A 26,389-nucleotide genomic window follows, 5' to 3' on the forward strand; every position below is an offset into this window, starting at 1 on the left:
CTTACAGCTGCTCGATCATCGCAGCCGCGCCCGAGACCGTCGCCTGGCCGGGGCTTTCCTCGACGTTCAGCGACTTCACGACGCCATCCTCGACGAGCATCGAATAGCGCTTCGAGCGTACGCCGAGGCCGCCAGCCGAGAGGTCGGCTTCCAGGCCGAGTGCCTTGGTGAAACCCGCATCCCAGTCTGCCAGGAAGTGGATCTTGCCGAGGCCGCCGGATTGCTGCGCCCAGGCGCCCATCACGTGCCAGTCGTTGACGGCGACCACGGCGATATCGTCGATGCCCTTGCCGAGAATTGTATCGCGATTTTCGAGATAGCCCGGCAGATGGTTCAGCGAGCAGGTCGGGGTGAAGGCGCCGGGAACGGCGAAGAGCACGACCCGCTTGCCCTTGAACAGCTGTTCGGTCGAGGTCTCGACCGGGCCGTCGGATGTCTTTTCCTTGAAGGTGGCGGCCGGAAGGCTGTCGCCGATTGCGATGGTCATGAAACTCTCCTCGTTCGGATGATCAAGCGGCACAGGCCGCAGGCTGGCGGCGACTATAAAAGCCGCTCATTCAAAGGCAAGCGGTGTCTCCATGGCGCGATCGCCGTCGATGACGAGCGCACTCCAGCGCTTGCCCGAGATGCTGTAGTTCTTCGGCAGCTTGCCGATCGCCACGGAGGTCGAGAAGGTCTTGCCGTCGCGCTTGCTCATCAGTTGCTTGGTGAAGACGTAGCCGCTCGGCCCGGTAACGATCACCGCCGGCGCCGTGTCGCCGCCGCCGGGCAGCGCGATGTCGAGCCAGAGTTCCTTCATGTCGGGCGAAAGCCTGTGCGACACCACCTTGAAATCCGCGGATGCTGCTTCCGGCAGCGATGCCTCGGCCATCTTCAGCAAAGCTTCCTCCTCCGGCCGCGATTGCTTAGCACTCGACAGCGGCAGCGAAAACGCCGCCTGGAAGGGCACGCAAAGATCCTTGCAGATGCCGATGAAGGCTGTCGCCTTGATTTCGGCGGCTTGGTCTTCCGCCTTGAATGTCAGCGGTAGGATGACGGGCGCGTCATAGGCGATGTCGTCCACCTTGCCGTCATTGATATGCTTCGGCACCGGATAGCGCATATCCGTCAGCATCATGCCGCTTCCCGGCGCGACGCTGATCTGCGGTGGAATACCGCTGTTTCCGGGCTCCCGCCAATAGGTGATCCAGCCGGCTTTCGGCTCGATCTGCAGGCCGCCATGAACCGTTCCATCACGCTCCGGCGGCAGCGCGATCAGCCGCATGCGGCCGCCTTCGTTGTCGACCCAGGGGCTCATCTCCGCCCATGCGGAACCTGCCAGGCAGCTTGAGGCTGCGGCATAAAGACAGAGGAGCAGAGCGCTACGGGATGCGAAAGAAATAATCGTCATGGAACAAAGGTTTATCGAAAACTGCACCAGCCTGCCACAAGGACAGCCGGTCTATTTCTTCATTTTCGGTTGATTGATTTGTGACATTGCCCCATGTTTCCAGTGTCGGGGCCTTTTCACCGGTCTGGCAGCAGGAGGAATTATGTCCTTATCGACGCTGAAGAACAGACGGGAACGTGGCTTTTTCGACGGGCAGTTCCTCATTGCCATGCCTGGCATGGAAGACAGGAATTTTGCGCGCACGGTCGTCTATATCTGCGCCCATTCCGACGCCGGAGCCATGGGTTTCGTCATCAATCGCCCGCAGAGCCTGACATTTACCGATGTGCTGCTGCATCTCGACATGATCAAGGACAGCGATTCTATCGTGCTGCCCGATTTCGCCCGTGATTTCCCGATCCAGACCGGCGGCCCGGTCGAGAGCGGCCGCGGTTTCGTGCTGCATTCCGACGACTATCTGAGCGATTCCAGCATCCCGGTCAGCGACGATATCTGCCTGACGGCAACGCTCGATATCGTCCGCGCCATTTCCAAGGGTGGCGGTCCGAAGCGGGCGACGATGCTGCTCGGCTATTCCTCCTGGGGCGCCGGACAGCTCGAAAGCGAAGTCGGGAACAACGGCTGGCTGACCTGCGCCGCCAACGAGACGCTGATCTTCGATCGCGGCCTCGATGACAAATATGAACGTGCTCTTGCGGGCATGGGTGTGACGGCGGCGATGCTTTCCGCCGATGCCGGCCACGCCTGAATTTCTTCGGAACGAAATCTGACAGGCGACGTTTCCTCTCCGCAAACCCGGGCAAACCTGCCCGGTGCGATTTAGGAGGCATCTCACATGGGTAGCACCAGCGACAAGATTTCCGGCAAGACCAACGAAATTGCAGGCAAGGCCAAGCAGGCCATCGGCAAGGCCACCGACGACCGCAGCATGCAGGCCAAGGGCGCCGTGCAGGAAGGCAAGGGCAAGGCTCAGGTCGCCGCAGGCAAGGCCAAGGACAAGCTGAAGGGCGCCGTCGACCGGCTCTGATCCTTCAACGATTTCAATGACAATGCCTGTTGCGCCTCCGCGCGGCAGGCATTTTTAGTCCGTCCGGTATGCTTGGGGTAGTGCGATGAGGCTTTTCGACTGCGACAATTGCGATCAGGTCGTCCATTTCGACAATCGCCAATGTGTTCGCTGCAATCACCGGCTGGGTTTTCTGCCCGGCGACATGACGATGCATGCGCTGGAGCCGCGGGACGATACCGCCTGGCAGCTGGTGGCGCGGCCGGAGCGCACGGTCCGCTTCTGCGCCAATGCCGCCCTCGATATCTGCAACTGGCTTATCGCCTCCGACGATCAGAACCCGTTCTGCATCGCCTGCAGGCACAACCGGCTGGTACCGAACACCAACACCCAAGACGGCATCGACCGGTGGCGGCGCATCAGCCAGGCGCAGCGCCATCTGTTTTATTCGCTGTTGCGTCTCAACCTGCCGCATCCCGACCGGGAGCAGGATCCGCAGGGCGGCCTTGTCTTCGATTTCCTCGAAGATACGGTTCAGTTCGACGGCAATGTCGTTCCAGCGATGACCGGTCACGAGGAGGGGCTGATCGCCATCCGCGCCGCCGAGGCCGATGATGTGACGCGCGAACTCGCCCGCAGCGCCATGGACGAGAATTACCGGACGCTGCTCGGCCACTTCCGCCATGAGACCGGCCACTTCATCTGGAACAAGCTGGTGCGCGACCGCGGCGCCTTCGATGCGTTCCGTGCCATCTTCGGCGACGAGCGTCAGGATTATAGTGCGGCGCTGCAGAGCCACTATGCCAATGGCGCTACTATCGGATGGCAGGAAAGCTATATCAGCGCTTACGCCGCCTCTCACCCATGGGAGGATTTCGCCGAGTGTTTCGCGCACTATCTCCACATCGTCGACACGCTGGAAACGGCGCGCGCCTTCGGCATCGCCATCGATCCGCGTGGTCATGAGGAGATGGCGGCGGAGGTGGACTTTCAGCCCTACCGTGCAAAGAGCGCCGGACAGCTCATCAGCGCCTGGATCCCGCTCAGCGTTGCCATCAATGCCATTCAGCGCAGCATGGGTCAGCCGGATGCCTATCCCTTCGTGCTGTCACCGCCGGTCGTTGCCAAGCTCGAATATCTCCACGCGCTCATCCAGAGCGCCACGGAAGCGTCGCAGCGCTTTGCCGCCTAGGCGGTTTTCAGCAGCCCGCCAGTCAGCTGGCGAAAGGCGTCGACGACATTGGCAAGCACGGTTTCCGGGTCATCCGCTGCGGCAATCCACAGAGCGGCATTGAGGGCGGCGCCGTTGACGAGCCGCGCCGCAGCCTCCGCATTTACGGGCTTCACCGTTCCGTCGTCGATCAGCGCCTGGATCGTCTGCGCGGTCGTGCGCAGGCAGGCATTCTGGTTTTCCCATTGCGAGGGATCGCCAAGAGCGGCGGGCCCGTCGAGCAGCATGATCCGCTGGATCTCGGGCTCCAGCGACATCTCGATATAGGCGATGGCCTCGGCCATGAACCCTTCCCAAGGAGTGGCCGCGGCGGCATGCGCCGCGCGCATCCGCACGAGGATTTCGGCATCCATCTGGTCGATCACCGCCTGCAGCAGACCTTTCTTGTCACCGAAATTGTGATAGAGCGCGCCGCGCGTCAGCCCCGCTTCCGCGGTGAGATCATCCATCGACGATCCGGCGTAACCCTTTGCCGCAAAAGCCTTTCTGGCCGCCTGGATCAGCTTCGCCCGGGTCTCTTCCATCATTTCCGCACGGCGCTTTCCAGCCACGGCATTCTCCTCGAAATTAACATACGCCACGTATGTGTATTGACATACGAAATGTATGCCAAATATATTGACATACGGAGCGTATATCAATTGCGCCCCGCATTGTGAAGCGCGGACCTCGCCGGAGAACACGGCAAATGGAACGAGCAGGCGATCGCGTCTGCCCGAGGGTCCGCTATTGTCATCAGGAGTGAACATGACCAAACGCGAAGCAATCTTCCCGGCCGGCCGCCACGCGCTTTATGCCGAACACCGCTATTCCGCAGCGATCCGCTCCGGTGATCTGCTGTTCGTCTCGGGGCAGGTGGGCAGCCGTGCCGACGGCTCGCCGGAGCCCGACTTCGCCCGCCAGGTGGAACTGGCTTTTGAAAACCTGAAGGCCGTCCTGAAGGCTGCGGGCGCGACGCTCGATGAGGTCATCGACGTCACCACCTTCCACACCGACCCGCAAAATCAGTTCGAGACGATCATGGCGGTGCGCAACCGCATCATCGGCGAGCCGCCTTATCCGAACTGGACTGCCGTCGGCGTCAACTGGCTGGCAGGCTTCGATTTCGAGATCAAGGTGATCGCAAGGGTTCCGCAGGCAGCCTGAGCAAGGCCCCAAAAGCAAGAGACCCGGCGTCGAGCCGGGTCTCTCTGGTCGCGATGCGGAGAGGTTCAGAAATCCCGCTCCAGCCGGACGAAGCCTTCGACATAATGCGAGTCGTCGGTGCCGGGAAAGTCGTGGTTCTCCGCCACATAGGTCGCAGCCGTATGCAGGGTCAGGTCGTCGACGATCTTGTAGTCGAATGTCACGCCGCCGCGCCACATACTGCCATTGTGATATTCGTCGTCGGCCTCGCGGATCCTGCCGCTGTACTGCGCCTCCGGCGTCACGGTGAACTTGTCGTTGATCTTCAGGGCATATTGCGCAATCACCGACCATTCGCTGGCCTGGTAATAGGTATTCGGTCCGCTCGAATAGATGCCGGCAAGCTCGAACAGGCCGGGGCCGATTTGTGCTCCCATGCGGGCTGTGACGGAGCCATCCTGCATGGCCGCGTCATAGCCGCCATAGACCTGCCAGGTGAACCCTCCAGCCTTGCCGCCGACCATGGCGTCTATGCCGAGACCTCTCTCGGCTCCGTCGAAGTCCGCAGGGAGCTCATCCAGCGACAGGCCGGCATTGAAGCTGTCGCTGTCATATTCGTAGCGGATCGCATTCCATTTGGTGTCGTTACCGGTCATCAGATCGGATTCACCGGAGAAGTCGTTGTCCCACCAGCTTGCGAAGCGGCCGGCGCGGATACCGGCAAGCTCCAGATAGGCTTCGTCGATGATCGTATTGTCCGTGCCATAGGCGGCGGCATTCGACCAGCCGACAAACTCGGTGGTACGCGTGGCAGGGCCGCCGCCGCCATAATAGTTGGATTCGAGAACGATGCGGCTTGTCAGCGGGCCGTACTCGGTGTCGCTCTTGGCATCGACGCTCACATGGGCGCGGGTATGGCTTTCCCAGTCCTCGCCGCCGGCGCCACCCGGCCCGTTGTTCTCATAACCGTCCCCAAAGCCGTAGCCGACTTCGAAGCGCAGATAGCCGCCGATCTTCAGGCAGGTTTCCGTGCCTGGAATGTAGAAGTAGCCTGTTCCGTACGCGTCGCAGACGCGGACATATTCCACGGATTCCGGCTCGGCGGCGACGATGGCGTCGGCGGCCTGGGCGCCGGAAACTGCTGCAAATGCAGCAGCGGAGCCGAGAAGTAGGCTCTTTATGTTCATGCTGTGTCTCCGTTTTGCAGACCGGCACTGTGGCTGGCCCGTATGTGGCGCGAGGCGTGCGGTGCCGCGAGGGGGACGCCGGAGAGGGAACGCGCCGATTGGCAACGGAAACAGTAAGCTCGCGGAGAACGGGCTCGTCAATTATATGCTAAACGCATATGTATAAAAAAGTGGCAAAGCGCCACAAACGTGACGCCTTTGCCACATCGTCCTGTCACAATCTGCAATCGGAAGGATGGCCTGTGCAGGATCGTTTCCCGCATAGGCAATGGAATAGCTTACGCCCGCTTCGTCAGCGGAAACCGTTCCTTCAGCAGCCGCAGCACCGATTCTGCCGGCATCGGGGGGCCGAAAAGGTAGCTTTGGCCGTAGCTGCAGCCCATCTTGGCAAGCTCGATCGCGTCCTCGTTGGACTCGATGCCTTCGGCCACGACCTTCATGTCCAGTTCGCGGGCCATGTTGATCACCGAGCGCAGGATGGTGGCCTTCTTGTCGGTATTGTCTCGCACCAGCGCCTTGTCGAGCTTGATGGTGTCGAACGGGAAGCGCGTCAGGTAGGAGAGGGAGGAATAGCCTGTGCCGAAGTCGTCGAGTGCGAGGCCAAGGCCTGCTTCCTTCAGCTTCTGCAGCACCAGGCGCGCCTGTTCCGGGTTCTCCATCACCATCGATTCCGTCAGCTCCAGCTTCAGGCGCGAGGGTTCGCAATGGGTCTTCGCCAGCACCGAGCGCACGTCGTCATAAAGCTCGTTGTTGAGCAGCTGCACGCTGGAGAGATTGATCGAAACGAAGATCGGCAATTCGCCGGTCTGGTTCTGCCAGCCCATCAGGTCGTTGGTCGCCTGTTCCAGCGCAAACAGCCCGAGCGGGCCGATGATGTCGGAGGCTTCCGCGATCGGGATGAACTCGGATGGCGGGATATTGCCGCGCTTCGGATGCTCCCAGCGCATCAGCGCCTCGAAACCGGCGATCTCGACATCCTCGAGCCGGGCGATCGGCTGATAGACCATCGACAGTTCCTTGCGCTCGATGGCGCGGCGCAGATCCGATTCCAGCTGAAGCCTGTCGGCCCCAAAATCGCGGAATGCCGGGCGGAATGGCTCGACGCGATTGCCGCCGGCGCGCTTGGCGCGGTACATCGCCAGCTCGGCGTCACTCAGCATGCCGGCCGCATTCTCCTGCTGGTCGACCCAGGAGGAGAGGCCGATCGACGCCGTCAGGACGATCTCGCGATTGGCGAAATTGATCGGCACCATGATCGCCTTGCTGATCGCATCGGCAAAATCGGCGATCTTCGCCGGATCGCGCTCGGAAACCAGGATCAGGCCGAACTGGTCGCCCGCCAGACGCGCCAGCGTGTCCTGCGCCTTCAACAGGCGGCGCAGGCGCCGGGTCAGCGCGATCAGGATATTGTCGCCCGCGGCAACGCCGAGTGCATCGTTGACCAGCTTGTAGCGGTCGATATCGATCACCATCACCGTCGGGCGCAGCGTATCGCCCGAAGGCGCCAGCGCCAGCACCGACTGCAGGCGGTCGATGAACAGCTGGCGGTTCGGCAGGCCGGTCAGGTTGTCGTGCAGCGCGTCGTGCAGCAGCCGCTCGATGGAATTCTTCTGCTCCGTCACATCGACGATCGTGCCGACGCAGCGGATGATTTCGCCGTTGGAGCCGAGCACAGGGCGGGCGCGGATCAGCAGCCAGTGGAAATGCCCGTCCTCGGCGCGGATGCGGAATTCGTGGTTCAGGCGGCCGCGGCGATGCTCAAGCAGCACGTCGAGCGTGGCGCGGAAACGGTCGCGGTCGTCAGGATGCAGCCGCGGCAGCCAGTTGCGCGCCGCGCCATGCATCGTCCCCGGCGACAGGCCGAGCTTCACGGAAACATCGGGAATGGTGACGACCCGGTCGCGCGCCACGTCCCAGTCCCAGACCATGTCGCCGGAGCCGGTCAGCGCCAGTGACTGGCGTTCGAGATCGGAAAACAGGCCCTGCTGGAACGCGCCGCCCGCAAAGGCGTGCTGCATCACGGTGAAGCCGATCAAGAGCACGATCAGAACCAGACCGCCGCCAAGCGCCGGCTGGATGATGTCGTTGTCGAGCCGGCCGGTGATCGTCAGCCACGCCCCGAATATCCACACAAGGATCAGCGCCCAGGCGGGCACGAGCAGGATGGCGCGGTCATAGCGGTTGAGGCCGAGATAGACGATCAGCACCAGACCCATCGTCGCCGTCAGCGCGAAGGAGAGGCGGGCGATACCGGCAGCGATCGACGGGTCGTAGATCGCCACGCCGAAGAGCAGGGCGAGACCAAGCACCCAGGCAAGCGTCGCGTAGCCGAGATGCGTGTGCCAGCGGTTGAGGTTCAAATAGGTGAACAGGAAGATGACGAAACTCGAGGCCAGCGCCACTTCCGCGCAGGCGCGCCATATTCGCTGGTCGGCCGAAGCGATGCTGATCAGCTTGCCGAGAAAGCCGAAATCGACGCAGATATAGCCGAGCACCGCCCAGGCGAGCGCTGCCGTTGCCGGCAGCATCGAGGTTCCCTTGACGACGAACAGGATGGTCAGGAACACGGCGAGCAGACCGGCAATGCCGAGCACGATGCCGCGGTAGAGCGTGAACGCGTTGATCGTGTCCTTGTAGGCGTCCGGTTCCCAGAGATAGATCTGCGGCAGGTCGGGGCTTGCAAGCTCGGCGACGAAGGTGATGACGGCGCCGGGGTTCAGCGTGATGCGGAAGACGTCGGCCTCGTCGCTCGGCTGCCGGTCGAGCGCGAAGCCCTCGCTCGGAGTGATCGCCATGATGCGCTGCGAGCCGAGGTCAGGCCAGAAAAGCTTGGAATTCACCAGGCGGAAATGCGGGGCGACGATGACGCGCTCCAGCTGCTCTTCCGAAACGTTGGCGAGCGCGAAAACCGCCCAGTCGCCCTGGTGGTTGTCGGAGCTGGCACGTACCTCAATACGGCGCCGGATACCATCGGCACCGGCTGCTGTGGACACCTGGAACGCTTCGCCCTGATTGGCGTAGATCTCGGTGGTCTTGGTGAGGTCGAGCGCGGTGTCGTCGCGCGAAATCTTCACCGGCTCAGCCGCATGTGCGGTACCGGCGGCCAGCGCAAGCACCGACAGGAAGAGAGCTGCGATCACCGCGATCAATCGGCCGGACGGTGATGTGTGCAGCATGCGGTTCGTGGTCATCGGCTGTCGGTTTTCCTGCCTGTATCCGTATCGGTGGCGATCAGTGAAAACATCACATGGTCATGCCACTGACCGTTGATTTTCAAGTATCCGCGCAGATAGCCTTCCCGCTGAAACCCGGCTTTCTCAAGCAGGCGAATGCTCCGTGCGTTGTCTGGAATACAGGCTGCTTCGATACGGTGCAACTCAAGCCCTGCGAAGATATAGGGTATAACCAACTGAAGTGCGGCGAACATATGGCCCTGACCGGCGTGTTTCTCGCCCATCCAGTAGCCGATCATGCAGCTCTGCGCCGCCCCGCGCCTGATATAGCCGATGGTGATGCCGCCGAGCAGTTCCATGTCCGGTTTGGAAAACAGGAAGAGCGGGATCGCCTGTCCTGACGCATATTCCTGCTTGCCGCGGATGACGCGGGCGCGAAAGGCGCCCTCCGTCAGTTCGTCACGCCGCCAGGTCGGCTCCCAGGGTTCCAGGAACTTGCGGCTTTCCGAGCGCAGCTTGTGCCACTGGTTGAAATCCTGATAGCGCGGCAGCCGCAACGCATAGCGGCTGTTCTCCAGCTCGACTGCTTCCGGCTGCCGCGACAGGAACCGAAATACCGATTTGGGCATCGATCACTCCCGGCGGGCTGAAAGCGGTCTAGCGGCTTGCCTGTTTGGATTGCGGCACATGGGCGGAGAGCGACGCGGCGATGTCTTCCATCGGAGCAAGCTGCTCCAGCGGTCCGATCGCCGAAAGCGTCGGAACGGTGTCGAAGAACAGCCGTCCGGCAAGGTCGGTCAGGCGCTCGACGGTGATGCCTTCCAGCCGCTCCATCATCTCCGGATTGGAGATCGGACGGCCATAGAGCATCATCTGCCGGGCAATCTGGCCGGCACGGGCGGCCGGGCTTTCCTGACCCATCAGAAGCTGGGCGCGGATCTGGGCGCGGGCGCGCTCGATTTCCTTCTGCTCGATCGAGCCGGCAGACTTGTGCAGCTCGTCGATGATCACAGGCACCAGCTCCGGCAGGTTCTCGCCGCCGGTCGCGGCATGGATCCCGAAGATGCCGGTGTCGGAGAAGCCCCAGTGGAACGCATAGATCGAGTAGCAGAGGCCGCGAATTTCGCGCACTTCCTGGAACAGCCGGGACGACATGCCGCCGCCAAGAATGTTGGCGAGGATCTGCGAACAGTAGAAGTCGCGGGCGTGATAGGCCTTGCCTTCGAAGCCGAGCAGGATCTGCGCATCCATGAGATCGCGGGTCTCGCGGATATTGCCGCCGATATAGCGCGCGGGCTCCATGACGGGCGTCGCGATCGGCGCTGTCGGCAGGCCGGCGAAACGCTGTTCCACCATCTTCACGAACTCGTCGTGATCGACGGCACCGGCTGCGACCACGAACATCCGGTCGGTCGTGTAGTTGCGGCCGAGATAGGTGCGGATCTGCTGTGGCGAGAATGAAACGACCGTCTCCGGCGTACCGAGAATGGCGCGGCCGAGCGTCTGGTCCTTGTAGGCGGTTTCCGAAAACTTGTCGAAAACCACGTCATCGGGCGTGTCGTTGGCGGCGTTGATTTCCTGCAGGATGACCTGCTTTTCGCGCTCCAGCTCATCTTCCTCGAAGGCCGATTCCGTCAGGATGTCGGCGAGGATATCGATGGCGAGCGGCACGTGGTCCTTGAGGACGCGGGCGTAGTAGGAGGTCGTTTCGGTCGAGGTTGCGGCGTTCACTTCACCGCCGACATCCTCGATTTCCTCTGCGATATCGCGTGCCGAGCGGCGTGCGGTTCCCTTGAAAGCCATGTGTTCGAGCAGGTGGGCAATGCCATGCTCGTCTTCCGTTTCGTTGCGCGAACCTGATTTGATCCAGACCCCGAGTGCGGCACTTTCAAGGTGCGGCATGGTCTGTGTCACTACTGTCAGCCCGGATTTGAGCCGGGTGCACTCAACTGTCATTGGCTATCTTTCTGCGCTGCCGAATTACGTCCGGGCATGCTTGCCGATAAAGCTTTCAACGGCCTTAAGTTCCGGATCGATGACTTGGAAGCGCTCCTCCTTAAGCATCAGATCAGCAAGCCACGTCGGGAGCGCCGGGTCAATACCGGAGGCCGATTTTACGGCCGCCGGGAACTTAGCCGGGTGGGCGGTGGCAAGCGTCACCATCGGCGTATTCGGCTTCTCGTGCTTGGCGGCAACGAAGACGCCGATCGCCGAATGCGGATCGAGCAGATAGCCCGTCTCGGCAAGCGTTTCCTTGATCGTCTGGGCCACCTGCTTCTCGCTGGCACGGCCGGCGCGGAAGTCCTTCTTGATGGCGGCGAGCGCCTTCGGAGCGATCTCGAAACCGTTCGATTGCTTCAGGCTGTCCATCGCATGGCGCACCTTGGAAGCGTCGCGGTCATAGGCTTCGAACAGCAGCCGTTCGAAGTTGGAGGAGATCTGGATATCCATGGAGGGAGAGGTCGTCGCCTTCACATCCTTCATGTCGTAGCGGCCGGTCTTCATCGTCCGCGCCAGGATGTCGTTCTCGTTGGTGGCGATCACCAGCTTGCCGATCGGCAGGCCCATCTTCTTGGCGGCATAACCGGCAAAGATATCCCCGAAATTCCCCGTCGGAACGGTGAACGAGATCTTCCGGTCCGGTCCGCCGAGCGCCACCGAGGTGGTGAAGTAATAGACGATCTGAGCCATGATGCGGGCCCAGTTGATCGAGTTGACGCCCGACAGCTTGACCTTGTCGCGGAAGGCGCCGTCGTTGAACATCGCCTTCACCAGATTCTGGCAGTCGTCGAAATTGCCGTTGACGGCAAGCGCATGCACGTTCGGCGATGTCGAGGTGGTCATCTGCCGCTGCTGCACCGGGGACACCTTGCCATGCGGGAAGAGGATGAAGATGTCGGTGCGCTCGCGTCCCGCAAAGGCGTCGATCGCCGCGCCGCCGGTATCGCCGGAGGTGGCGCCGACGATCGTCGCGCGCTCGCCGCGCTTTTCCAGCGCATAGTCCATCAGGCGGGCGAGCAGCTGCATCGCCACATCCTTGAAGGCGAGCGTCGTGCCGTGGAAGAGCTCCATGACGAAGCTGTTCGGGCCGGTCTGCACCAGCGGCGCGATCGCCGGGTGGCGGAAGGTGCCATAGGCTTCGTCGATCATCGCCCGGAAGGTTTCGGCCGGAATTTCGCCATTGGTGAAGGGCGAGAGAATCGTGAACGCGATATCCTGATAGCTCTTGCCGCGCAGCGCCCGGATGTCCTTCTTGGAGAACTGCGGCCATTGACGCGGAACGTAGAGACCGCCGTCGCGGGCAAGACCCGTCAGAAGCGCATCGCAAAAGCCGAGAGAAGGGGCCTCGCCGCGGGTCGAGATATAGTCCACGTTCTTCATCCTTGACGTTATGGCCGGAAGCGATCCGGAGAAGGAAAGCAAGCGCCTGAAATGCTGCGAGCCGAAATGTGCATCAAAACAGTGCTTACCCAATCGATTTTTCTTTGCGCCGCTGATATAGACCATCGCAAACTGTGACGAAAGGCCTTGCAAACGCGACTTCGGGCCTGCCAAAAAAACTTTGTAAGAGGGTGGAATAATCGTGTTCGGCAAAGTCCCGCGTCTCATCGCTTCCGCATCGTTGGCCGCTCTTCTCGCAGGCTGCAGCTCGCTCGGAATGGGCGGCGACAGCAAGCCGGCAGAGGCTTCCGCGCAGACCGGTGGCACCGCGCAGATCATGCCGATGGCACCGCAGAATCCATCTTCGACAGACAAGCCGATCGGCACCGCCACCAATGCGTCAGGCTCCGTACAGCCGGTCGTTCAGGGCGCTTGCCCGCAGATCTACATGCGCGATCAGGATGCGATCTTCCGCACCTATGCCAAGGGCGGCAAGAAGGCCGTCGTCAACAGCGCCGCAGGCCAGCAGGATGCGCAGCCGACCGACCAGATCGTCTATCAGGCCGCATTCGGTGACTATACGCGCCAGTGCACGCTGAACGACCAGAACCTGACGATGACCATCGTTGCGCAGGTTCGCGTACTCGCCGGTCCGGCAGGCGGCCCTGGTACCGTGTCGCTGCCGATTCGCATCAGCGCTGTCGACAGCCAGGGTGCAATCAACAGCGAGACCGTGCCCTTCACCGCGCAGATACCGGCTGGCCAGACGTCGACGCAGGTCCTGTTCCGCCACGACGGCTTCAAGCTGCCGGTGGGTTCGGGTTCGCTGGTTCGCGTCAATATCGGCTTCGATCAGGGCAACGCCCCGAAGACCAAGAAGAAAGCCAAGAGCTCCTAACAGGCCGCTTGTTTCGCTTCTTCCGTCATGCTTCTGTCATGGCGGGAGAGATTATTCGCGATGAAAATCGGCATCGTTCTCAATCCGGCGTCTGGAAGGCGGGGCAGGCGGGTGTTCTGGTCCGCGTTGCGGCGTGCGCTCGAAGCCCGCTCGGCCGATATCAGCCTGCGTGAGACCAAGGGTTTCGGCGATGCTGGGCGCCATGGGCGGGAACTCGCCGAAGACGGCTGCGATCTGGTGCTGGCCGTCGGTGGCGATGGCACGGTCGGCGAGGTGGCGGGAGGTATCCTCAGATCAAGGCGTCCGGGCGCGGTCTTCTCCTTCATTCCGACGGGCACTGGCTGCGATTTCGCCCGCAATTTCGCCATCCCCCGTGAACCCTCGAAGATCGCCGAACATCTGTTGACTGCGCCGGTGCGCTCCGTCGATGCCGGGCTGCTGACCTGCGAAAACGAAGACGGCGTGAGCTGCACCCGGCATTTCATCAATATCGCCAGCTTCGGCGTTTCGGGAAAGATCGTCAGCGCCGTCAACGAGGCGCGGCGGGGCAGGCGGCTACCGGGGCCGATGGTGTTCTTCTATCACAGCCTGATGCAGATCCTGCGCTACAAGCCCTGCAAGATCCGCCTGCGGCTCGATGGCGAGGATGTCTATGACGGGCCGATCACCGCCGTTGCGGTCGCCAACGGCGCCTGGTTCGGCGGCGGCATGAAGGTGGCACCCGGCGCCGATGTTTCCGACGGGCTCTTCGATGTGGTGATTATCAGGGGTGCCGCGAGGCTGCGCGTGCTGACGCTGATGAACAGCATCTACAGCGGCAAGCACGTGAAAAGCCCGCTGGTCAGCATCCACCGGGCGCGTCTGGTCGAGGTCTGGCCGGCCGGCGAGGCGGCACCTGTCGATAGCGACGGCGAGGCGCCGGGCCATATCCCGGCACGTTTCGAGATACTGCCCGGCGCCGTCAACCTGCTCGTCTGATCAGAGCGCGCCTTCCCATTCGGAAAGTGCGGCAACGACACCCGGAAGATCGCTCATCCGCGAGATCACGGTTTCCGCACCCGCATCCGTCAGATGGTCGGCATGCGAGGGATAGCTGTGCGACGCACCGGTAAAGCCGATGACGCGCATACCGGCGCTACGGGCCGCATGGACGCCATGAACGGAATCCTCGACGACCACGGTGCGCGACGGCGAAACGCCCATCTTCTCCGCGCCATGCAGGAAAATGTCCGGCTTCGGCTTGGTGCGGTCGGGGCCAAGGTCCTTGGCGGAAAAGATGTTCGGCGCAAACAGCGGCTTGAGGCCGACCTTGCCGAGCATCATGTCGAGGCGTGCAGAGCTCGAATTGGAGCAGATGCAGCGCTGCAGATCGAGCTTGGCGATAGCAGCGGCGACACCGGCGATCGCCTCGACATCCTGCTGGAGCTTGAGATCGAGCAGCTTCTCGGACTTGTCGAGCAGCGAGGCCGAAAGCGGGATGCTGGCATCACGCTCGACCTGCAGAAGAATGTTCTTCCAGGTCAGGCCTGCGAACCGCTCGGCCATTTCTTCCGGGCTGATCGGGTAACCGGCCTCGGTGAGAAGGGCGGATTCGACTTGCGCCGCGATGATTTCGGAATCGACCAGAACGCCGTCACAGTCGAAGATAATGAGGTCGAAGCCCTGCATGTTCGTCCAGCCTTGTTGGGGATGGCGGCGGTTTACACGATGGCGTTCCAAAGCTCAACGGGGGCGTTGACATGGCAGCGATGCGCGCTGTGGGCGGCTTGGCGCCGCCGAATGCCATTTGCGCCGGAAGGCACCGCAGGATAGCCTCGCCAAGCCGATTCCCGCGCATTACTGGACAGCATGGCCAAGGAACCCGAAGACACGATCGCAAGCCGCATCAGCCGCATCCTGGCGGAGCGTATCGTGCATGGTGAACTGGCCGCCGGCGTCAGGCTTCGGCAGGACCATATCGCCGAGGAATTCGGCACCAGCCATGTGCCAGTGCGCGAAGCCTTCCGCCGCCTCGAAGCGCAGGGGCTGGCGATCAGCGAGCCGCGCCGCGGTGTGCGCGTTGCCTCCTTCGATCTGGAAGAGGTGCGTGAAGTCGCCGAAATGCGCGCGGCGCTTGAGGTTCTGGCGCTCCGCCACGCCGCCAAGCATCTGACATCGGCGATCCTCGATGCCGCGGAGCAGGCGACCCGGGATGGCGATGCGGCCGCCGACGTGCATGCCTGGGAAGAGGCGAACCGCCGCTTCCACCGGCTGATCCTCGCGCCCTGCAACATGAACCGCCTGTTGGCGGCGATCGACGATCTGCATGCGGCAAGCGCCCGGTTCCTGTTCTCGGCCTGGCGTTCCGGCTGGGAAAAGCGCACCGACCACGATCACCGCGCCATCCTGCTGGCGCTACGCCAGGGCCGCATCGATGAGGCAGCCGTCATCCTGCAGAAACATGTGCAATGGATCGGCCGTTCGCCCTCGGCGCGCAAGCCCGGCGAACCGGAAGCCTTCGCCATCGTCGGCTGATTGGATCAGGTCTCGACCGGAAAGAGCTGCAGAAACTGCCGCTCGCCTTCGGGCGAAAAGATCACCGAGCGGCTTTCGGCCGTGCGCCGCGCCCAGCCCTTGTCGAAGAAGTTGGAAAGCAGCGCCTTGCCGAGGCTGCCCGCCAGATGCGCGCGCCTCTCGCTCCAGTCGAGGCAGGAGCGGCAGAGCGGACGGCGCGAGGATTTCAGGCCGTGCAGGTCTATGCCGATGCACTGGAACCGGTCCTCGCCCTTTGCCGTCACCGCCAGTCCATCGCCGATGGCGTCGATCGCCCCGGAGGCGACGAGGCTGTCCAGCATCCGCACGCCGTAATCGCCAGCCAGATGATCGTAACAGATGCGTGCCTTGCGCAGCGCCGGTTCCTTTGGTCCCGGCTGGTGGCGCAGATGCCCGCGTCCGGCGGCAAAGCCCATGATGCTTTCCAGCAGCTTGCCGACGCCGTCATCGGCAAGCGTGAAATAGCGGTGGCGTCCCTGCTTGCGCTGCGAAAGCAGGCTGCCGGCCTCAAGCTTGGCAAGATGCGTGCTCGCCGTCTGCAGCGTGATGCCGCCGGCGGCCGCAAGCTCCGTCGCCGTCAGCGCCTTGCCGCCCATCAGCGCCGTCAGCATGTTGGCGCGGGCGGGATCGCCGATGAGCGAGCCGATCTGTGCGATGTCTGGTCCTTCTTTCATACTTCGATCATAACCGAAGCATGCCGGTGCCGCAACATGGCAAAACTCTTCTCACAACAACAGGAGAAAGAGATGCTCACCTGCTTCATCCGCTACGAGATCGATCCTTTCAAGAAGGACGCCTTCGCCGAATATGCCCGCAACTGGGGACAGGCGATCCCGCAGAACGGCGCCGACCTGATCGGCTATTTCGCCCCGCACGAGGGCTCGCTTACGACGGCCTACGGTGTCTACAACATCGAAAGCCTTGCCGCCTACGAAGCCTACCGTGCGAGGCTCGCCGCCGATCCGCGCGGCCGCGAGAACTATGAATTCGCCAAGCGCGAGCGCTTCATCCTCCGGGAGGACCGCATCTTCCTGAAAAATGTTTCGGCACCCCATGCCAGGCTGGTGCAGCCATGATCGCCGTCATCTTCGAGGTCGTGCCGTTTCTCGGCGAACGCCACAAATATCTCGATCTGGCGGGAGAGCTGCGCGCCGAGCTGGAGAGCATGGATGGCTTCATCTCCATCGAGCGCTTCGAGAGCCTGACGATGCGCGGCAAGATCCTGTCGCTCTCCTTCTGGCGGGATGAGGATGCCGTCAAGGGCTGGCGCAACCGCGAGGCGCATCGCAACGCCCAGGCCGCCGGCCGCAATGGCGTCTTCGCCGATTACCGCCTGCGCATCGGCCACATCGTCCGCGATTACGGCATGTTCGAGCGCGACGAGGCGCCGGATGACAGCCGCAAGGTCCATGACACCGCCGGGGCTTGAAAGGGCCAAGACAACGAAGGCGTGCCGGCGTCAATTCCGGCATGCCACCAGTGATAGAATAAAATTGAAATATCACTTCTATCTAAAGTATTTATCGCCTTTCTATTTCAGTCACGAAGCTGTGAAAACGCTTCCATGCTTACTCTATATTATCGAATGGTGTGCATAACGGCACTATATTTTAGCTCCGAGGCATACTCAAAATGCGTTCTTTACGTCTCTTTCTCAAGGACCGGCGCGGCAATTTCGGTGTCATGACGGCAATCCTGATGGTGCCGCTGCTCGGCGCTGCAGGTCTTGCTGTCGACTACAGCGACCAGAGCGAGCTTCGGACCGAGTTGATGGAGGCAGCCGATGCTGCAGCCCTCGGCGCCATCTCCCCGCAGTCGTCAGGCTACAAGGCGATCCAGTCGATGACCGGCGACGGTGAGGTCAGTATTGCCGAGCAGGATGCGCAACAGATGTTCATGGCGCAGCGCTCAAGCGGCCTTAGCCAGACTGCCGGCTCGCTGCCTATCAACGTCTCGATCAAGGTTGCCAAGCAAAGCGGTGTCGTCACCTCCACCGTCAATTTCGGCACGCAGGCGCCGACCACGTTCATGAAGATCCTGGGCATCAATTCCATGCCTGTCAGCGGCATGGCGACCGCCTCCAGCGGCGGCATGTCAAGCGCCAGCTATACCGACTTCTACCTGCTGCTCGACAATACCCCGTCGATGGGTATCGGCGCGACGCAGGCCGACATCGATGCGCTGGTGAAGGCGACCGCAAATGCCCCGGATGCCGCGGGCCGCAACTGTGCCTTCGCCTGCCATATGGTCTGGGGCAGCGGCGTCGAAAACACGGACAGCAACTATCTCATTGCCCGCGCCAACGATATAACGCTGCGGATTGACGTGGTGACCGAGGCCGTCAAGGGGCTGATGGATGATGCGGCCGGGGAAACCCAGCCGAACCAGTACCGCTTCGCCGCCTATACGTTCGGCGCCGCGGCCTCTGAAACGGCGCCCTATTACGGTATCCAGCGGATCGCAACCCTGACCGGCGATCTCTCGACCATGCGCAACGCCATTGGCCAGATCAACCTGATGACGACGCAGCATCATCAGTTCAACGAGGATGCGCTGACGAGTTTCGACACGGCGTTGACCAGCATCGGCAAGGAAATCAAGACCGATGGCGGCACCGGCGCCAGCACCGGCGACCGCCAGGAAGTGGTGTTCTTCGTGACCGACGGCCTGGGCGACAGCCGCAAAAGCAGCTGCACCGGCGGCTCCTGGTGGTCCAACCCCGACCGCTGTCTGCAGCCGATCGACCCGAAGCTCTGCTCGGCGCTGAAGGATCGCGGCATCAAGGTCGCCGTACTCTACACCACCTACCTGCCGATCCCCACCGATCCGATCTGGAACCAGGCGATCAATCCGGTCTTTGCCAAAAATATCGGACCGAACCTGAAAGCCTGCGCCACCGAGGGGCTGTTCTTCGAGGTCAAACCCACCGACGACATGGCCGCCTCGATGTCGGCCCTGTTCAGCAAGGCGGCGAGTGCCACGAGCGGCCTCAGGCTGACGAATTGAGGGGAGGCGGGCCAGGTGCCCGCCTTTTCATTTTCTGCGTGTATAGTTCGATAATTTCCCGAAATCGCTCACCGCTTCAGGCTTTGGTAACCAAACTGGGTAACCATAACGCTCAGTTAAAAGCGTAAGTGTATGAGCGAGTAACATAATGGCGTCTGTCTTTCCGCTTGCCGATCTTAAGACCTCCGTTAAGCCGGATTCCTGGATCGACACGATCATCAAGGGTGATTGTGTCGCGGCCCTCGAGGCCCTGCCGACCAATTCCGTCGATGTGATCTTTGCCGACCCGCCCTATAACCTGCAACTCGGCGGAACGCTGCACCGTCCCGATCAGTCGCTGGTCGATGCCGTCGATGACGAGTGGGATCAGTTCGCTTCCTTCGAGGCCTACGATGCCTTCACGCGCGCCTGGCTTCTGGCCTGCCGCCGCGTTCTGAAGCCGACGGGCACGATCTGGGTCATCGGTTCCTATCACAACATCTTCCGCGTCGGCGCCACGCTGCAGGATCTGAATTTCTGGATCCTCAATGACATCGTCTGGCGCAAGACAAACCCGATGCCGAACTTCAAGGGCCGCCGGTTCCAGAACGCCCATGAGACGATGATCTGGGCGAGCCCGGACGCCAAGGCCAAGGGCTACACCTTCAATTACGATGCGCTGAAGGCATCGAACGACGACGTGCAGATGCGCTCGGATTGGCTGTTTCCGATCTGCAGCGGCGGTGAGCGCCTGAAGGGCGACGATGGCAAGAAGGTTCATCCGACCCAGAAGCCGGAAGCACTGCTCGCTCGCGTCATCATGGCCTCCTCGAAGCCGGGTGACGTGATCCTCGATCCGTTCTTCGGTTCGGGCACGACGGGCGCCGTCGCCAAGCGCCTCGGCCGCCACTTCGTCGGCATCGAGCGCGAGCAGGATTACATCGATGCGGCGTCCGCCCGCATCGCCGCCGTCGAGCCGCTCGGCAAGGCGGAGCTGACTGTCATGACCGGCAAGAAGCAGGAAGTGCGCGTCGCCTTCAACGTTCTCGTCGAAAGCGGTCTGATCAAGCCCGGCCAGGTGCTCTACGATGCACGCCGCCGCTACAGCGCGATCGTCCGCGCCGATGGCACCGTGGCCTCCGGCGGCGACGCCGGCTCCATTCATCGCCTGGGCGCAAAGGTTCAGGGTCTTGATGCATGCAACGGATGGACCTTCTGGCATTTCGAAGACGGGCAGACCCTGCGCCCGATCGACGATCTCCGGGCCGTCATCCGCAGTGATCTGGCGAAGGCCGAATAACGTAAGCCTTTACCGATCGAGACTACCTTCTTCCGGTGTTTGTACCTCCAGTTACGGAAGAAGGCTCATGGCGCCCGGGATCAACACCCCGGGCGCCTTTCTTTTGATCTTGCTAACTTGCCGCGTCCCATCGTTAACTGGCAGCCAATGCGTGATCTTGGGGGCTGTCATGTATTTCGCAACAGTGCTTTTGTTGATGCTGGTATTGCCCGTCGTTTCCGTGATTTCGGAAGCGGTCTTCTCCGGCAATGCCGATCTGTTTTTTCTCGTCGGCAAGTGGTTCGTGTTCTGGGGCGTCGGCCTGCGCCTTCTGCTCGCTGGTCTCAAGCAGGTCGCCCAGCCGTCCTTTACGGCCGAAAAGATCTTCGGCATCACTGACGAGAAAGCCTTTGCGCTGGTCCAGGAGATCGGCTTCGGCAATCTGTCGATCGGATTGCTGGGCGCCGTAAGTCTTTTCCAGCCGAGCTGGGTAGTGCCGGCTGCATTGGTCGGCTGCATTTTCTTCGGTCTGGCTGGGCTGAAACACCTTACGCAGCCGTCGAGGAACAGAAACGAGACCATTGCCATGCTCTCCGACATCGGCATCTCTGCCGTGCTTGCCATCTATCTCGCCGCCCACGTCCTGACTTTCGCAGCGTAGAAACGCGTCGCGTCAGGCAAACAGAAAAACGCCCGGAACGTATCCGGGCGTCTAGTTTGATCGCAGGTCGGGCTGTCAGCGTCTCAGAAGCGCCTCGCGCTCTTCATCGTCGTCCCGCTGGCGTCCGCCGATAGCCGCCGACACACTGGCGATGAAGGCGCCGACGAGCAGCGACATGGCGCCGATCAGCGCAACACCCGATGCCGTCTTGCGGGCCGTATCGGCCGCTTTCTGTGCCGCCACCTTCGCATCGTCGATCCGCTTCAGCACGCCATCGACGCGGGTCTTCGCGTCGGCTTCGGAAAGCCCGGTGCGCGAGGCAACCACCTGGTCGAGATAGGCACGATCGTCGGCAGCGATTTCGCCCTGCGCCGCACCGCTGATCAGCACGCGGGAAATCTCGGCGCTCACGGCTTCGTTGCTCTGGTTCTGCGGGGCGGTCCGGCCATCTGCCGGGCGCAGCAGCGCATCAGTAAAGTAGGACGTGGAGAAGCCGCCGCTGCCGTCGGAGTTGGAAACGGCTGCTGCTGCTCCGGCACCGCCTGCAGCCGCCGTTGCTCCAACCGCAGTCGCGGTCGCACTCGCACCGGCACTGACGAGCGAGGATACCGCCGAACCAAGCAGGCCGATAACAATAAGCGTTGCCAATGCCCAGGCCAGAAAGCCATGCGCCGTATCGCGGAAGAACACCTCATAGGTGTGAACCCCGACCCACTTTGAGCGAAGCCGGCCGGTGATATAGCCGCCGAGCGCCGACGACGTCCATTGCACAACGATCAGCCACACAGCCGCCGTCGCCCCGATCGTCGCCAGCGAACTGCTGCTGTTGGCGAAGGGCGAAATCATCGTCAGCCCCAGTCCGGAGCCGATCAGCATGAAGATCAGGGTGATCGCCGTTGCGGCCAGCGTGCCGGCAAGGATCGGTCCCCAGCTGACGGCCGAGGACGACGATTCCTGCGGAGCGCCGGTAACGACGCTCGATACGGGTTGCGACATCGTGATCTCCTAGTGCCAGAACAGAAGGATGATCAGGATCAGCGGAATCGGAACCCCGAGAAACCAAAGCAAAATACCTCTACCCATCCTATTCCTCCTGCCGGCTCTGCCGGGCTGCTGATTGATGCCTGCCGCAAGTGATGCGGCTGAGATCAAAACAACCGGAAAAGAAGAATGTTCCTGAAGTCTTTCAGCTGGTTGTGAGATTTGTAGAGATTGTTGCGGAAAGGGCGGCAGCGATACCGCCCTTCCGATCAAAATGCCTGGTAATCGGTAACCTGCACATGCGTGACGCGGCCATCCTCGTTGAAGGTGATGGTTTCCTCGCCCTCGCGGATCAGCGGCTTGCCGGTGCCGCTATGCGTTGCCCGGACCGACCAGACCGCGCGCCCGGCCCGCGGACTTACCTTTTCCACCAGCGTGTCAATCGCCGTCTGATCCGGGTAATCGTCAAAATACTTGCGGAACGCCGTCATGATCTGCTCGCGCCCGGCAAGGCTGCCGACGCCGTTCGAGACATAGGTCGCCTCATCGGCGAAATAGTTCTCGATCGTCTGGAAATCGAGCGCATTGATCGCGCCATGGAAAAGCTTGATCTCTTCGACCGGATCGAATGCCATGATCAGATCTCCACGCCATGTGCTCTGAGGTCGGCGCGCAGCTTATCCGCACCGGTGAAATGCACGGCCTGCCAGCCGGCTTTCCGGGCACCTTCGACATTGGCAACGGTATCGTCGATGAAGATGGATGTTGCCGGATCGAGGCCGAAGCTGTCGGCATGCATCTCGTAGATCGCCACATCCGGCTTGATCAGCTTCACATCGCCCGAGACGGTAACGCCGCGCGTCTTCGTCAGGAAGGGATAGCGCACCTGTGCCTCGCGAAACGTGTCGGACGCGAAATTCGTCAGCATCGTCACGTCATGGCCGCGTGCGATCAGCTCTTCCATCACCACGACGCTGTCGTCATAGGCATGCGGCACCATCTCGTGCCAGTATTTGCGGAAGTGCCGGATCTGCTCTTCGCGCTCCGGATGCGCGTCGATCAGCAGCGCCTCGGCTTCTTTCCAGGAGCGACCGCGGTCCTGCTCGATGTTCCAGTCATGGGTGCAGACATTGTCGAAGAACCACTTGCGCTCTCCGGCATCGGGGATCAGCCGCTGGTAGGGCAGGCTCGGATCGTAGTGGATCAGCACTTTACCGATATCGAAGACAATATGATTGATGGGCATCTATCATTCCTTGACTGATTTGAACGCGAGAGGAATAGCCGCTGCGATCGCTTTTTTCATGATCGTCGGCAGCGCCTGGGCTTCAAGATTTGTAACCGCTTCCCACCATCCGTCATTGATTTCAACGGGATCGGCGATCGCCACACGGTAGATCTGCAGCCTGAGTTCGAAATGGGTGAAGACGTGAATGACGGTGCCGCAGGGCTGCCATTCAGCCGGAAAGGGCGCGGCATCTGTCCCTGTCGCCCCGTCGATCCGCGCCGTCCACCCCGTTGTCGGAACCTCCGTCATGCCTCCGAGCAGTCCGCTTTCGATCCGCCGCCGCAGCAGGATCTCGCCCTCTCCGGTGACTGCCACGAATGCCGCACCCTGCCGCACCGACTTCTCTTTCTTCGCAGCCTTCACCGGAAACAGTTCGGGATCGTGCAGCCGCAATGCCTCGCACGATCCATTGAACGGACAGAGCGAACAGGCAGGACGCTTCGGCGTGCAGATCGTGGCGCCCAGATCCATCATCGCCTGGGCGAAATCGCCTGGCCGGTCGGCTGGCGTCAGCAACACCACCTTCTGCTTCATCAGCGGCTTGCCCGCCGGCAGCGGCGTTGAAATGGCATAGAGCCTGGAAATCACCCGCTCGACATTGCCATCCATCACGGCCGCCTGACGGTTGAAGGCGATCGCGGCAACGGCCGCCGCCGTATAGTCGCCGATCCCGGGCAGCGACTTCAGGCCCTCTTCGCTATCCGGGAAGATGCCGCCATGTTCAGCAGCCACCGCTTCGGCGCATTTCTTCAGATTGCGAGCGCGGGCGTAATAGCCGAGCCCTGCCCAGGCGGCCATGACATCGTCGCTCGGCCCCGCCGCCAGATCGTTGACCGTCGGCCAGCGCGCCAGGAAATTGGCGAAATAGGGCTTTACCGCCTGCACCGTCGTCTGCTGCAGCATGACCTCCGACAGCCAGATGCGATAGGGATCGGCCTTGACGCCGCGCGCCGCCATCGGCGGCGAGATACGCCAGGGCAGATCGCGGTGGTGGCGGTCGTACCAGTCGAGCAGGGGCTTTGCGCTGGGCGCGGTCAATGTCTTTGAAGTCATCGTTTACCGGAGGCAGGGGAGTGGCCTATAATTGGCGAAGCATTGCCGCGGATCAAGGCGGCCCTGCCGATTGGCGGCAGCATCAGAAGGTTTCGATGAGTTATCCACGCAAAGGTGAGAAGCAGATCTCCGAACTGGCGAACGGCCTGATCGATCCGGTGCTCGCCAAGCGCGCCGGCATCAACACCGCGCTGCTCGGTTCCTGGGACGAAATCGCCGGCGAGGATTTTGCCGATTGCACGCGGCCCGAAAAGATCGCCTGGGCCAGAGGCGGTGAGGACGGCACCTACAAGCCCGGCGTCTTGACGATCGCCTGCGAAGGCGCGCGCGCGCTCTTCCTCACCCACGCCCAGGGCGAACTGATCCAGCGCATCAACAGCTTCTTCGGCTTCTCCGCCGTCCACCAGATCCGCATCGTCCAGAAGCCCGTCTCGCAGGCCAGCAAACGCTCCCGCACCCCGCCACCGCTGAAAGGCGAGGCGGCCCGCAAGCTCGAAGGCATGCTGGAAGGCATCGAGGGCGACAAGCTGCGCGAGGCGGTCAAGCGGCTGGGTACTGCGGTGCTGGGGAAGCGGCGGTAAACGCGTCAAATTTCCCACGGATTGATGATCGGAACACCAGCGGCCTCGAATGGCGCTACATCCCGCGTGGCAACCGTAAAGCCACGGGTTTTGGCGATCGCTGCGATCTGCCCGTCGGCCATGGAAATAACGCGGCCTGTGCTACGCGCCTTGGCGATCAACGGTGCAAATTCTCTCGCTGCCTGTTCGTCGAAGGGCAGGACACGTCCCTCGAAGAGGCGAGACAGCAGGTCCAAAAGCTTCTGATGAAGCCCTGCCTTCCGTTTGCCGTCAGGAAGAATTTCCAGCCCGGCCAGCAGTTCGGCGAGATTGACCGACGTGAGATAGAGCGTCTCGGCTGCCTGGTCGTTCAGCCATGCCAGGACTTTCGGGTCTCCGTCGGGCTTCATCGGCTCCGAAATCACGTTTGTATCGAGAATGATCATTCGAAATCCGCGGCATCGACAGGTGTCTGATCACGTTCGAAAGTGAGATCTGCGTCGCCGATCTCTTTCGCAAATGCGGCCAGTTCCGATCCGATCTTCAGTCGCTCGGCTGGCCGCACCGCTTCCTCCAGGATACTGCGGATTTCCGCCTCAGTGCTGCGCCCGTTCTTGGCCGCCCGCTGCTTCAGGGCGCGGTGCGTTTCTCCAGGCAGATTGCGAACAACGATAGCGGACATTTTCGCCTCCATACTCCCGATGATATCATTCTTGATGCAATGATATCAATCAAGAATTTCCTGGCCAATCAGGTCAGATGAAGAACAATTCATCCCTTAGCCTTTGCAAGGTCACAATTCTTTGAAGAAAGTTGGCGAAGCGTGCCTTGTTCGCGGCCTTTAGCCGTTATATCGCACATTCAGCCGCTACTCTTGCTTATGGGGAATCCATGCACATCTCTGAAATGCAAATGACGAAACGCCAGCTCCTGAGCGGTGTCGCCGCTGCAGGCGCGACTTTGGCGCTCTCCACGGCAGCACAGGCGGCGGTCGAAATTCCGCAGCCCGAAGGCGATGTCGACATGGATGCGGTGCTCAAGCCCGGCGAACTGCCGGAAATGGCGCTCGGTCCGGAAGATGCCAAGGTCAAGATCGTCGAATATATGTCGATGACCTGCCCGCATTGCGCCCACTTCCACAACACTACCTTCGATGAGATCAAGAAGAAGTATGTCGAGACCGGCAAGGTCCGCTTCATCATCCGCGAATTCCCGTTCGATCCGGCCGCTGCCGCAGCCTTCATGCTGGCCCGCTGCAACGCTTCCGATCCGACGAAGCTCAGCACGCCGGAACAGTATTTCCCGATGGTGTCGATGCTCTTCAAGCAGCAGGAAACCTGGGCCGCAGCCGACGATCGCCGCGCAGCCCTTCTGCAGATGTCCAAACTTGCTGGATTTAGTGAGGATAGCTTTACGAAGTGCTTGACGAACCAGAAGCTTCTGGATGAAGTGAACGCCACGCGGGAAAGGGGCTCCAAGGAGTTCGGCGTCAACGCGACGCCTACTTTCCTGATCAACGGCAAGCGTTACGCTGGGGACATGACGGTTGACTCCATGTCGGCACTTATCGACAGCCTGCTCTGAACCGTACCGTTCTAATCTGACGGGCGGCCCTCTCGGGCTGCCCGTCTTTTATTTTGCGCCTCTTCTTTTCCCCGT

30 protein-coding genes are annotated in these 26,389 nt (G+C 61.7%); 14 read left to right on the forward strand and 16 right to left on the reverse strand.

Annotated elements, in window-relative coordinates:
- Position 1 precedes the first annotated feature (1 nt).
- Together AC1DNK_RS04055 and AC1DNK_RS04060 are read right to left on the reverse strand one after the other, a co-directional pair.
- On the reverse strand, positions 2 to 487 hold the full coding sequence (locus tag AC1DNK_RS04055) for a redoxin family protein (protein WP_477939443.1): 486 nt from the start codon (positions 485 to 487) through the stop codon (positions 2 to 4).
- Positions 488 to 553: 66 nt separating this feature from the next.
- Positions 554 to 1,297, reverse strand: a complete 744-nt coding sequence (locus tag AC1DNK_RS04060) for a protein-disulfide reductase DsbD domain-containing protein (protein ID WP_477939445.1) — start codon at positions 1,295 to 1,297, stop codon at positions 554 to 556.
- 235 nt (positions 1,298 to 1,532) lie between these two features.
- Here AC1DNK_RS04060 and AC1DNK_RS04065 point away from each other — a divergent pair, with 235 nt between their 5' ends.
- The 3 genes from AC1DNK_RS04065 to AC1DNK_RS04075 all read left to right on the forward strand — a co-directional run bounded on the left by AC1DNK_RS04065 (position 1,533) and on the right by AC1DNK_RS04075 (position 3,588).
- Positions 1,533 to 2,138 carry a YqgE/AlgH family protein gene (locus tag AC1DNK_RS04065; protein ID WP_112386436.1) on the forward strand — a complete coding sequence of 202 codons (606 nt, stop codon included), beginning with the start codon at positions 1,533 to 1,535 and terminating at the stop codon, positions 2,136 to 2,138.
- Positions 2,139 to 2,225: 87 nt separating this feature from the next.
- Entirely contained in the window at positions 2,226 to 2,417 is a 192-nt protein-coding gene (locus tag AC1DNK_RS04070) for a CsbD family protein (RefSeq protein WP_477939448.1), read from the forward strand.
- Between the two features lie 85 nt (positions 2,418 to 2,502).
- A complete protein-coding gene (locus tag AC1DNK_RS04075; protein ID WP_477939450.1) occupies positions 2,503 to 3,588 on the forward strand; it encodes a zinc-binding metallopeptidase family protein in 1,086 nt (361 codons plus the stop codon).
- Here AC1DNK_RS04075 and AC1DNK_RS04080 read toward each other — a convergent pair.
- Positions 3,585 to 4,178, reverse strand: coding sequence for a TetR/AcrR family transcriptional regulator (locus AC1DNK_RS04080; RefSeq protein ID WP_477939452.1), 594 nt, complete (start codon positions 4,176 to 4,178; stop codon positions 3,585 to 3,587). The two genes, AC1DNK_RS04075 and AC1DNK_RS04080, sit on opposite strands and share 4 nt — an antisense overlap.
- Positions 4,179 to 4,374: 196 nt before the next feature.
- On the opposite strand from AC1DNK_RS04080, the gene AC1DNK_RS04085 reads away from it, so the two are divergent.
- On the forward strand, positions 4,375 to 4,773 hold the full coding sequence (locus AC1DNK_RS04085) for a RidA family protein (RefSeq protein ID WP_477939454.1): 399 nt from the start codon (positions 4,375 to 4,377) through the stop codon (positions 4,771 to 4,773).
- A gap of 65 nt (positions 4,774 to 4,838) precedes the next feature.
- Here AC1DNK_RS04085 and AC1DNK_RS04090 read toward each other — a convergent pair whose 3' ends face one another.
- The 5 genes from AC1DNK_RS04090 to thrC all read right to left on the reverse strand — a co-directional run bounded on the left by AC1DNK_RS04090 (position 4,839) and on the right by thrC (position 12,493).
- Complete coding sequence (locus AC1DNK_RS04090) at positions 4,839 to 5,939, reverse strand: porin (protein WP_477939456.1); 1,101 nt, start codon at positions 5,937 to 5,939, stop codon at positions 4,839 to 4,841.
- Between the two features lie 278 nt (positions 5,940 to 6,217).
- A complete protein-coding gene (locus AC1DNK_RS04095; protein ID WP_310291852.1) occupies positions 6,218 to 9,130 on the reverse strand; it encodes an EAL domain-containing protein in 2,913 nt (970 codons plus the stop codon).
- The gene (locus AC1DNK_RS04100) at positions 9,127 to 9,741 is read right to left on the reverse strand and encodes a GNAT family N-acetyltransferase (protein ID WP_477939458.1); all 615 of its coding nucleotides are present in this window, start codon (positions 9,739 to 9,741) and stop codon (positions 9,127 to 9,129) included. Before AC1DNK_RS04100 ends, AC1DNK_RS04095 begins: the two co-directional genes overlap by 4 nt.
- Positions 9,742 to 9,769: 28 nt before the next feature.
- On the reverse strand, positions 9,770 to 11,068 hold the full coding sequence (locus AC1DNK_RS04105; protein ID WP_112518159.1) for a M16 family metallopeptidase: 1,299 nt from the start codon (positions 11,066 to 11,068) through the stop codon (positions 9,770 to 9,772).
- Between the two features lie 24 nt (positions 11,069 to 11,092).
- Positions 11,093 to 12,493, reverse strand: coding sequence for a threonine synthase (gene thrC, locus AC1DNK_RS04110; protein WP_477939461.1), 1,401 nt, complete (start codon positions 12,491 to 12,493; stop codon positions 11,093 to 11,095).
- 199 nt (positions 12,494 to 12,692) lie between these two features.
- Here thrC and AC1DNK_RS04115 point away from each other — a divergent pair, with 199 nt between their 5' ends.
- Positions 12,693 to 13,391: a hypothetical protein gene (locus AC1DNK_RS04115; RefSeq protein ID WP_477939879.1), complete on the forward strand. Its 699-nt coding sequence runs from the start codon at positions 12,693 to 12,695 to the stop codon at positions 13,389 to 13,391.
- Between the two features lie 60 nt (positions 13,392 to 13,451).
- Positions 13,452 to 14,369, forward strand: coding sequence for a diacylglycerol/lipid kinase family protein (locus AC1DNK_RS04120; protein ID WP_477939463.1), 918 nt, complete (start codon positions 13,452 to 13,454; stop codon positions 14,367 to 14,369).
- Here AC1DNK_RS04120 and AC1DNK_RS04125 read toward each other — a convergent pair whose 3' ends face one another.
- On the reverse strand, positions 14,370 to 15,059 hold the full coding sequence (locus AC1DNK_RS04125) for an HAD family hydrolase (RefSeq protein WP_112386425.1): 690 nt from the start codon (positions 15,057 to 15,059) through the stop codon (positions 14,370 to 14,372).
- A 180-nt stretch (positions 15,060 to 15,239) separates the two neighbouring features.
- On the opposite strand from AC1DNK_RS04125, the gene AC1DNK_RS04130 reads away from it, so the two are divergent.
- A complete protein-coding gene (locus AC1DNK_RS04130; protein WP_112386424.1) occupies positions 15,240 to 15,905 on the forward strand; it encodes a GntR family transcriptional regulator in 666 nt (221 codons plus the stop codon).
- A 5-nt stretch (positions 15,906 to 15,910) separates the two neighbouring features.
- On the opposite strand, the gene AC1DNK_RS04135 is transcribed toward AC1DNK_RS04130, so the two are convergent.
- Positions 15,911 to 16,597, reverse strand: coding sequence for an ArsR/SmtB family transcription factor (locus tag AC1DNK_RS04135; protein ID WP_477939465.1), 687 nt, complete (start codon positions 16,595 to 16,597; stop codon positions 15,911 to 15,913).
- Between the two features lie 72 nt (positions 16,598 to 16,669).
- On the opposite strand from AC1DNK_RS04135, the gene AC1DNK_RS04140 reads away from it, so the two are divergent.
- From AC1DNK_RS04140 to AC1DNK_RS04160, 5 genes are all read left to right on the forward strand, one after another.
- A complete protein-coding gene (locus tag AC1DNK_RS04140; RefSeq protein ID WP_477939467.1) occupies positions 16,670 to 16,999 on the forward strand; it encodes an NIPSNAP family protein in 330 nt (109 codons plus the stop codon).
- Positions 16,996 to 17,352, forward strand: a complete 357-nt coding sequence (locus tag AC1DNK_RS04145; protein WP_310291835.1) for an antibiotic biosynthesis monooxygenase family protein — start codon at positions 16,996 to 16,998, stop codon at positions 17,350 to 17,352. The genes AC1DNK_RS04140 and AC1DNK_RS04145 overlap by 4 nt, the downstream gene beginning before the upstream one ends.
- Positions 17,353 to 17,555: 203 nt before the next feature.
- Complete coding sequence (locus AC1DNK_RS04150; protein ID WP_477939469.1) at positions 17,556 to 18,929, forward strand: TadE/TadG family type IV pilus assembly protein; 1,374 nt, start codon at positions 17,556 to 17,558, stop codon at positions 18,927 to 18,929.
- A gap of 148 nt (positions 18,930 to 19,077) precedes the next feature.
- Positions 19,078 to 20,208: a site-specific DNA-methyltransferase gene (locus AC1DNK_RS04155; protein ID WP_112518152.1), complete on the forward strand. Its 1,131-nt coding sequence runs from the start codon at positions 19,078 to 19,080 to the stop codon at positions 20,206 to 20,208.
- Positions 20,209 to 20,377: 169 nt separating this feature from the next.
- Positions 20,378 to 20,848, forward strand: a complete 471-nt coding sequence (locus AC1DNK_RS04160) for a DUF6790 family protein (protein ID WP_477939471.1) — start codon at positions 20,378 to 20,380, stop codon at positions 20,846 to 20,848.
- Positions 20,849 to 20,923: 75 nt separating this feature from the next.
- Here the strand turns inward: AC1DNK_RS04160 and AC1DNK_RS04165 are convergent, their stop codons facing one another.
- From AC1DNK_RS04165 to mutY, 4 genes are all read right to left on the reverse strand, one after another.
- Positions 20,924 to 21,844: a hypothetical protein gene (locus AC1DNK_RS04165; RefSeq protein WP_477939473.1), complete on the reverse strand. Its 921-nt coding sequence runs from the start codon at positions 21,842 to 21,844 to the stop codon at positions 20,924 to 20,926.
- A 254-nt stretch (positions 21,845 to 22,098) separates the two neighbouring features.
- Entirely contained in the window at positions 22,099 to 22,464 is a 366-nt protein-coding gene (locus tag AC1DNK_RS04170; protein WP_477939475.1) for a nuclear transport factor 2 family protein, read from the reverse strand.
- A gap of 2 nt (positions 22,465 to 22,466) precedes the next feature.
- A complete protein-coding gene (locus AC1DNK_RS04175; RefSeq protein ID WP_477939478.1) occupies positions 22,467 to 23,075 on the reverse strand; it encodes an HAD family hydrolase in 609 nt (202 codons plus the stop codon).
- A gap of 3 nt (positions 23,076 to 23,078) precedes the next feature.
- Complete coding sequence (mutY, locus tag AC1DNK_RS04180; RefSeq protein WP_477939480.1) at positions 23,079 to 24,170, reverse strand: A/G-specific adenine glycosylase; 1,092 nt, start codon at positions 24,168 to 24,170, stop codon at positions 23,079 to 23,081.
- 95 nt (positions 24,171 to 24,265) lie between these two features.
- On the opposite strand from mutY, the gene AC1DNK_RS04185 reads away from it, so the two are divergent.
- On the forward strand, positions 24,266 to 24,751 hold the full coding sequence (locus AC1DNK_RS04185) for a DUF721 domain-containing protein (protein ID WP_112518220.1): 486 nt from the start codon (positions 24,266 to 24,268) through the stop codon (positions 24,749 to 24,751).
- Between the two features lie 5 nt (positions 24,752 to 24,756).
- Here AC1DNK_RS04185 and AC1DNK_RS04190 read toward each other — a convergent pair whose 3' ends face one another.
- Together AC1DNK_RS04190 and AC1DNK_RS04195 are read right to left on the reverse strand one after the other, a co-directional pair.
- Positions 24,757 to 25,176, reverse strand: coding sequence for a PIN domain-containing protein (locus AC1DNK_RS04190; RefSeq protein WP_477939482.1), 420 nt, complete (start codon positions 25,174 to 25,176; stop codon positions 24,757 to 24,759).
- Complete coding sequence (locus tag AC1DNK_RS04195; protein WP_477939484.1) at positions 25,173 to 25,412, reverse strand: FitA-like ribbon-helix-helix domain-containing protein; 240 nt, start codon at positions 25,410 to 25,412, stop codon at positions 25,173 to 25,175. Before AC1DNK_RS04195 ends, AC1DNK_RS04190 begins: the two co-directional genes overlap by 4 nt.
- A gap of 209 nt (positions 25,413 to 25,621) precedes the next feature.
- Here AC1DNK_RS04195 and AC1DNK_RS04200 point away from each other — a divergent pair, with 209 nt between their 5' ends.
- Positions 25,622 to 26,314, forward strand: a complete 693-nt coding sequence (locus AC1DNK_RS04200; protein ID WP_477939486.1) for a DsbA family protein — start codon at positions 25,622 to 25,624, stop codon at positions 26,312 to 26,314.
- Positions 26,315 to 26,389: the final 75 nt, after the last annotated feature.

The organism is Rhizobium sp. 01N424, assembly GCF_056399485.1.